Raw genomic sequence first — 828 nt, 5'->3', positions numbered from 1 at the left:
TGGGCCAGGCTTCGGGTGGGGTTGAGCCGCTCCACGAGCACCTCGAAGGGCACGTCTTGGTGTTCATAGGCGGCCAGGCCGCGCGCTCGCACCTGGGCCAGCAGCTCGGCCACGGTGGGATCCCCGGCCAGATCGACCCGCAGCACCAAGGTGTTGACGAAAAACCCCACCAGCTCATCGAGCGCGGGATCGCGCCGGCCGGCGATCGCAAACCCCACCGCCACATCGGAACTCGCGCTGAGCTTGGACAGCAGCACCGCCAGCGCGGCCTGCATCACCATGAAACTGGTCACGTTGTGCTCACGGGCCACCTCGCGCACCCGCTGCTGCAGCCCCGCCGGCCACTCCACAGCCAGCCGGGCGCCGCGCTGATCAGCCACCGGCGGGTAAGGCCGATCGGTGGGCAACGCCAGCCGCTCGGGCAGCCCGGCCAGCGCCTGCTCCCAGTAAGCCAACTGCGCGGCGATGGGACTGCTGCTGTCGTCCAGATCCCCAAACTGCGCGCGCTGCCACAGGGTGTAATCGACATACTGCACCGGCAGTGGCGCCCAGCCCGGGGCCCGCCCCGCGCACCGGCTGGCATACGCCACCCCCAGGTCACGCACCAGCGCGGTGATCGACCAGCCATCCGCGCCGATATGGTGCGCCACGGCCACCAGCACGTGTTCATCGTCGGCGACCCGGAAAAGCCGTGCCCGCAACGGGATCTCGGTTGCCAGGTCGAACGTGTAGCGCGCTGCGGTGTCGATGGCCTCACCCAGCCGGCTTTCCGGCCAGCCGCTGGCGTCGATGATCTGCCAGCCGAAATCGGCCCGCTCGGCGGCCACC

1 protein-coding gene is annotated in these 828 nt (G+C 70.2%); it reads right to left on the bottom strand.

Annotated features, from left to right (window positions below; all coding sequences use genetic code 11):
* A partial coding sequence (locus A5688_RS00015) for a condensation domain-containing protein (RefSeq protein ID WP_242663188.1) occupies nt 1–828 on the bottom strand: 828 nt, incomplete at both ends.

This window comes from Mycobacterium mantenii (assembly GCF_001667865.1).
GTDB lineage: Bacteria > Actinomycetota > Actinomycetes > Mycobacteriales > Mycobacteriaceae > Mycobacterium > Mycobacterium mantenii_A.
The sequence above is the reverse complement of the archived record's forward strand: the minus strand, read 5'-3'. Positions and strand labels throughout refer to the sequence as shown.